Raw genomic sequence first — 5299 nt, 5'->3', positions numbered from 1 at the left:
CCCCCCGAGCGATAGTCCCACCAGCTAAAATGGCCGGGATCTGGGGTGAACCTGCGAAACGCATCTTCAAACCCTAAAGCCAGGATCTCCCGCAGGGCTTGTCGCTCCGGTTCGGAAGCCATGATTTCTCCCGCTTTTTGGGGATCGTAAATATCCCGATCTTCCGGGGCAATGTTGAAGTCCCCGCAGAGCAAGATGGGATCCCCTTGGCTCAGGGCAACCGCGAGGTAATCCTTCAGTGTGGCCAGCCAACGCAATTTGTAGGCATATTTTTCCGATCCCACCTCAGCACCGTTGGGCACATAAAGGTTGAGGATACGGATCCCGCGGTAGATGGCGCTCATCAGCCGCTTTTGCTCGTCCAAATCTGCCGCCGAAGGCAACAGCGCACCAAACCCCCGTTCCACTTTTTCCGGGGGATCCCGGCTGATCAGAGCCACACCGTTGTAGGACTTTTGCCCGTAGACCTCCACATGAAAGCCCCGCTCCTGAAAGGCCGCCCGGGGAAAGTCTTCATCCACCACCTTAGTCTCCTGCAGGCAGAGCACATCCAGGGATCCCTGGCTGTCCAGCCAAGCCAAAACCTGAGGCAGCCGGGTGCGAATGGAGTTGACATTCCAGGTAGCCACTTGCATGAGGGATCCCGCTCACTCCACCAAGGCTCTTCCTCGGATTTGGGCCAGCCGCTCCGCATCCAGCACCTCCCCCTCGGTGTAGTAGCCGGCAGCTTTTTTGGCCTCGATCTCCACACGGGCATCCGCCGGGATCAGCTCTTCTGGGATGGGCACCCGCTGCAGAACCTCAATGCCGGAGTTGGTGATGGCTCGATACTTGAGGTCGCTCATGGAAACCAGGCGATCGATTCGGGTTATGCCCAGCCAATGGAGCACATCCGGCATCAACTCCTGAAACCGGATGTCTTGCACCCCTGCCACACACTCGGTACGGGCGAAGTAGGCATCAGCCCGATCCCCTCCTTCCTGGCGCTTGCGGGCGTTGTAGACCAAAAATTTGGTCACCTCCCCCAAGGCGCGGCCTTCTTTGCGCAGGTACACAATCACCCCAGCTCCACCGGCCTGGGCCGTCTTAACGCATTCCTCAATGCCATGCACCAGGTAGGGGCGGCAGGTGCAAATATCCGAGCCAAACACATCGGAACCATTGCATTCGTCGTGAACCCGCACCGCCAGGGGCAAAGCCGGGTCGGTGATGGCGGCCACTTGCCCGATGATGTACACCGTCTGGCCACCGATGGGCGGCAAAAACACCGATAGGTCTGGACGGGTCACCAATTCTGGAAACATGCCTCCCGTTTGCTCGAAGAGGGTGCGGCGCAGCAGGCTTTCGCTCACCTGCAATCGTTTGGCGATCCCCGGCAGGTACCAGACCGGCTCGATTGCGGCTTTGGTGACCACCAGGCTGCCGTTGTCTTTGAGGATCCGGCCATCCACCCGTAACCGCCCTTTGTTGACCGCCTCCTGCAGTTCTGGCATGTGGATGTGGGCCTGAGTAATGGCAATAGTAGGGCGAATATCGTAGCCCTGGGCATAGAGGGGGGCAAAGACTTCTCCCACAACTGCTCCCCAGGGATCCAAAGACACAATCCGGTCTGGATCTCCCCAGCTTGGGTGAGGGCCAATCGACACCACCGGGGCAGTATTGGTTAAATCGGCGCGGTGATCCGCCTGCAAAGAGCCACTGGCCACAGCCAATGCCCGATAGACAGCGTAGGCTCCCGCATGGGTGCCGATGACATTGCGATGGGCAAGATTGGTCAGGCTACCCACCACCGGCCCCCGCTGCAGTGGATCCAAGGATCCCCAGCGAATCGGCTGGGCTTGCGTCCCATAAGGGGAGGGATGGGAGGTGAGAACAATGTGATGAGGACGGGAGGAAGGTTCGCTCATGGTCCTCAAATGCCTGGAAAATGGAAGAATCTGGAGAAAACAGAATTATAGGCGATCCCCAGCCGTTTCCAGAGAGCTTGCCCCTTCTTTTGGGGTGCTTAGACAACGATTTTGGCCAAACCCAAGGGTCGGATCCCTGTCGGCGAAACCTCGACCCGATAGGGCAACATCTCCACTCCGGCTTGCAGGGCCTCACGAAACAGACGGGCATAGCGGGGATCCCGTTCTTCGCCGGGGGCAAACTCGGTGCAATCGGCGCGATTGATCCAGTACAGCAGCAGAGCCCGCTGCCCCTGTTGGCGGATCTGGATCAGATCTTCCAGGTGTTTTTGGCCGCGAGTGGTCACCGTATCGGGAAACAGCGCACGGGATCCCTTGGCCCAGGTGGTATTCTTCACCTCCAAATAGGCCGAGCCAGAGTCTCCTGTCAGCAGAAAGTCGATTTTGCTCCTGCCGCAGGTCACCTCCCGTTGCCGGCGAGAAAACCCTGCCAACTGGGGAAACCACCCTCGCTCCAGCCCCCATTCCACCAGGCGATTGGGCAAGCTAGTGTTGATCCCCACCCATACTCCATCCACCTGGATCATCTCCCAGGTGTAGGCCAGTTTCCGTTTCGGCTCTGGGTGATGGGAGAGGTACACAGGTGCCCCCACCTGACAGACCCCACTCATCGGCCCTGTGTTGGGGCAATGGGCGATGATCTGTTGCCCGTTTTCCAGCTCCACATCGGCCAAAAACCGCTTGTAGCGGCTGCGCAGCACCCCTCTGTGCAAGGGGCTCGAAAAGCGGTAAGGTACCGGCCCATCCCCGCACTCCATCCCCAAAGCCTCTCCTTTCGTAGGTATTTTTCTTTAGGATTTTGGAAATCTTCTCCGGGGATCGTCTCTCCTGCGCTAGGGTAAATCATGTGTCCCAGGGCTTGGGGCACCCTCTTACAGCTCTTTCCGACTTCATGGGAATTCTGCAGATCACTCTGGGAAGCAGTAAGATCCCTATCGCACAAGAGATGCGTCTGCATTATCTGTAGTCGGTGCTGCCGGAAAGAGCTGTATTGGCGATTAAACCCATTTAACACCTCGTTTTTTCTGCCCTTTTGTCAAAACTTGGAGAAGAAAACCCGAATGCTGCGTCTTGATCCTGATCCCAGTTTTCAGCCTGGGGATTCCTTGCAGGACAACCGTGGGCGTGTGGCCATATTCATCGACGGATCCAATCTGTTCTATGCCGCTCTGCAACTGGGCATTGAGATCGACTACACCCGCCTGCTGAAGACGCTGAGTGGTAGGTCGCCCCTTTTGCGCTCTTTTTTCTACACCGGCGTCGATCGCAACAACGAAAAGCAGCAGGGGTTTTTGCTCTGGATGCGCCGCAATGGCTACCGCGTGGTTACCAAAGAGCTAACCCAGTTGCCCGATGGATCCAAGAGAGCCAACCTGGATGTGGAAATTGCCGTGGATATGCTGTCGCTGGTGCGCTGGTATGAGACGGCTGTGCTGGTGAGCGGCGATGGAGACTTGGCCTATGCGGTCAATGCCGTTAGCTACCAAGGGGCACGAGTGGAGGTGGTCAGCTTGCGTTCCATGACCAGCGATCAACTGATCAACTTGGCGGATCGCTACATCGACCTGGAATCCATCAAAGACCAAATCAAGAAGACCAACCGTCCCTCCTCCGCCTACCTGTACCGACCGGGGTTCACCGCCGATGAGGAGGACGAGGGATAACTTTCCCTCCCCCACAGGGAGAAGGGAAAGCAGAGCAACGGGGGGCTTACTGGGCTTTCCAATTTGAAGGGATCCCTTGCAGCAGGTAAACCGGGTTCAGGGGGGCAAAGCGGGTGCCCTCGGCCAGGACGGCAGAGCGGGAGATCTGAACGTGATCTACTCGAACTTGCCAGCCCCGAGAACGCAGCCATTGCAGGGCTTCGCTGCAGGTTTCTAGGGTAGCGAAGTTGGCCACTAAGATCCCTCCAGGCCGCAGGCGGGCTTCCACCACCGGCAGCAGGTCGCGGATCCCTTTGCCGCCGCCGCCCAGCACCACCCGATCCGGATCTGGCAGGTCGGCCAACACTTGGGGGGCTGCCCCCGGGATCACCTGCAGGTTCTCCAGTCCAAAGCGTTGCCGGTTGCGCCGAATCAGACAGATGCCCATGGCGTTGCGCTCGACAGCATAGACCTGGAGCCGAGAAGAGAGGCGGGCTATTTCGATGGCCACCGAGCCGGTGCCGGCACCGATGTCCCACACCACGCCCTCCTGGGGGAGCTGCAGGGATCCCAAGGTGAGCAGGCGGATGGGCTGCTTGGTGATCAAGCCGGGCTGGTCGGGAAAGGTGTAGAACTGGTCGTCCGGGATCCCGACCAAAGGCCAGCGATGGGGATCTGGCTCCGGCTCTACTCGTCGCAGCACCACAACGTTGGGGCTGGGGAAAACGGCGTCTTCCCCTTCTTGGAGGGGCACGACCTGTTCTTGAGGGGATCCCAGTTGACTACAGACCCAGGCTTGGTAACGCACCGGCAGCCGCAGGTCGGCAATGAACTGGGCCAAGACGGTCGGTGTATGCTCCGGATCGGTGAGCACCACGATCACAGGGGATCCCTGCTTGAGAACGGCTTCCAACCGCTCCACTCCCCGCCCGTGCAGGCTGAGGATGGTCGCCTCCTGCCAGGGGATCTGCAGGCGGTTCAGGGCCAGCTGCACCGAGCTCACCTGCGGATAGAAGGCCAACCGCTCCGCTGGGAAATACTCCGTCAACAGCCGCCCGATCCCGAAAAAAAGCGGATCCCCGCTGGCCAACAAAACTAGGGATCCCTGAGCCATCTCCTGCTGCAAAAGCGGGATCCAACTTTCCACCGGCCCGGTGAGCGGGATCTTGCGGGCCGGATGATCGGTAAAGTGCCGGAGCAGATGAGGGGCTCCTGCCAAAACCCTGGCTTGGGAAAGGGGGGGGATCCCCCAGGAAGCCACAGAGCCATCCCCCGCTACCCCTACGACCGCAAGCTGAGGTGACCGCCCAGGTGCTGCCGTAGCCATTTAACGTTCGACAGGTGGGTGGTATTGGCGCATGTGATTGAGAAAATCCAGTCGCAGCTCCGCCACTTCCCGTTGCATTTCCCGCATCTCCCGAATAAAGCTGAGTTGAGCCTCGATCAGGCGGCCATCGCGCTCCCGAAATTGCTCCATCATCATGGCTTGCGCTTCCCTCAGTTCGGCAAACCCAGCCTGCATATCTCGGCGGCACTCCTGTATGGCCACCTCCAGCTCGTCTCCCCGCTCTTCGTTCTGTCGAATCCGCTCCTGGTTCTGTTGGATCAACGCCCTGATCTCCTGGATTTCGGTCTGGAGTTGGGCTTCCATAGCCTGCCGCTCGGCCCGCATTTCGGCCATCTGGGCCT

The 5299-nt window shown here is 59.2% G+C and carries 5 protein-coding genes and 1 pseudogene; 1 reads left to right on the top strand and 5 read right to left on the bottom strand.

Translation table 11 applies throughout. The annotated features are described in order from the left end of the window. The 3 genes from xth to sfsA all read right to left on the bottom strand — a co-directional run. The coding region (gene xth, locus NW815_RS09045; protein WP_414415928.1) for an exodeoxyribonuclease III at window positions 1-635 on the bottom strand (635 nt) is incomplete at its 3' end. A gap of 12 nt (window positions 636-647) precedes the next feature. After that, on the bottom strand, window positions 648-1907 hold the full coding sequence (locus tag NW815_RS09040) for a GTP cyclohydrolase II (RefSeq protein ID WP_414388565.1): 1260 nt from the start codon (window positions 1905-1907) through the stop codon (window positions 648-650). Between the two features lie 98 nt (window positions 1908-2005). Next, the gene (gene sfsA / locus NW815_RS09035; protein ID WP_414388563.1) at window positions 2006-2725 is read right to left on the bottom strand and encodes a DNA/RNA nuclease SfsA; all 720 of its coding nucleotides are present in this window, start codon (window positions 2723-2725) and stop codon (window positions 2006-2008) included. A 303-nt stretch (window positions 2726-3028) separates the two neighbouring features. Here sfsA and NW815_RS09030 point away from each other — a divergent pair, with 303 nt between their 5' ends. Continuing rightward, window positions 3029-3631: an NYN domain-containing protein gene (locus tag NW815_RS09030; protein WP_011431895.1), complete on the top strand. Its 603-nt coding sequence runs from the start codon at window positions 3029-3031 to the stop codon at window positions 3629-3631. A 46-nt stretch (window positions 3632-3677) separates the two neighbouring features. Here NW815_RS09030 and cbiE read toward each other — a convergent pair whose 3' ends face one another. Together cbiE and NW815_RS09020 are read right to left on the bottom strand one after the other, a co-directional pair. Beyond that, a complete protein-coding gene (gene cbiE / locus NW815_RS09025; RefSeq protein ID WP_414343955.1) occupies window positions 3678-4937 on the bottom strand; it encodes a precorrin-6y C5,15-methyltransferase (decarboxylating) subunit CbiE in 1260 nt (419 codons plus the stop codon). After that, window positions 4938-5299, bottom strand: a pseudogene (locus NW815_RS09020) (hypothetical protein); the annotation flags it as partial.

Origin of the sequence: Synechococcus sp. R6-7, from assembly GCF_047461695.1 — a bacterium.
Classification (GTDB): Bacteria; Cyanobacteriota; Cyanobacteriia; order Thermostichales; family Thermostichaceae; genus Thermostichus.
Note: the sequence above shows the minus strand (reverse complement) of the source record. Positions and strands in the feature narration are given on the sequence as shown.

Excerpts from the sequence above, each read along its gene's own strand:
- NW815_RS09040 (WP_414388565.1), bottom strand. The coding sequence starts at position 1,907 with ATGAGCGAACCTTCCTCCCGTCCTCATCACATTGTTCTCACCTCCCAT.
- sfsA (WP_414388563.1), bottom strand. The coding sequence starts at position 2,725 with ATGGAGTGCGGGGATGGGCCGGTACCTTACCGCTTTTCGAGCCCCTTG.
- NW815_RS09030 (WP_011431895.1), top strand. The coding sequence starts at position 3,029 with ATGCTGCGTCTTGATCCTGATCCCAGTTTTCAGCCTGGGGATTCCTTG.
- cbiE (WP_414343955.1), bottom strand. The coding sequence starts at position 4,937 with ATGGCTACGGCAGCACCTGGGCGGTCACCTCAGCTTGCGGTCGTAGGG.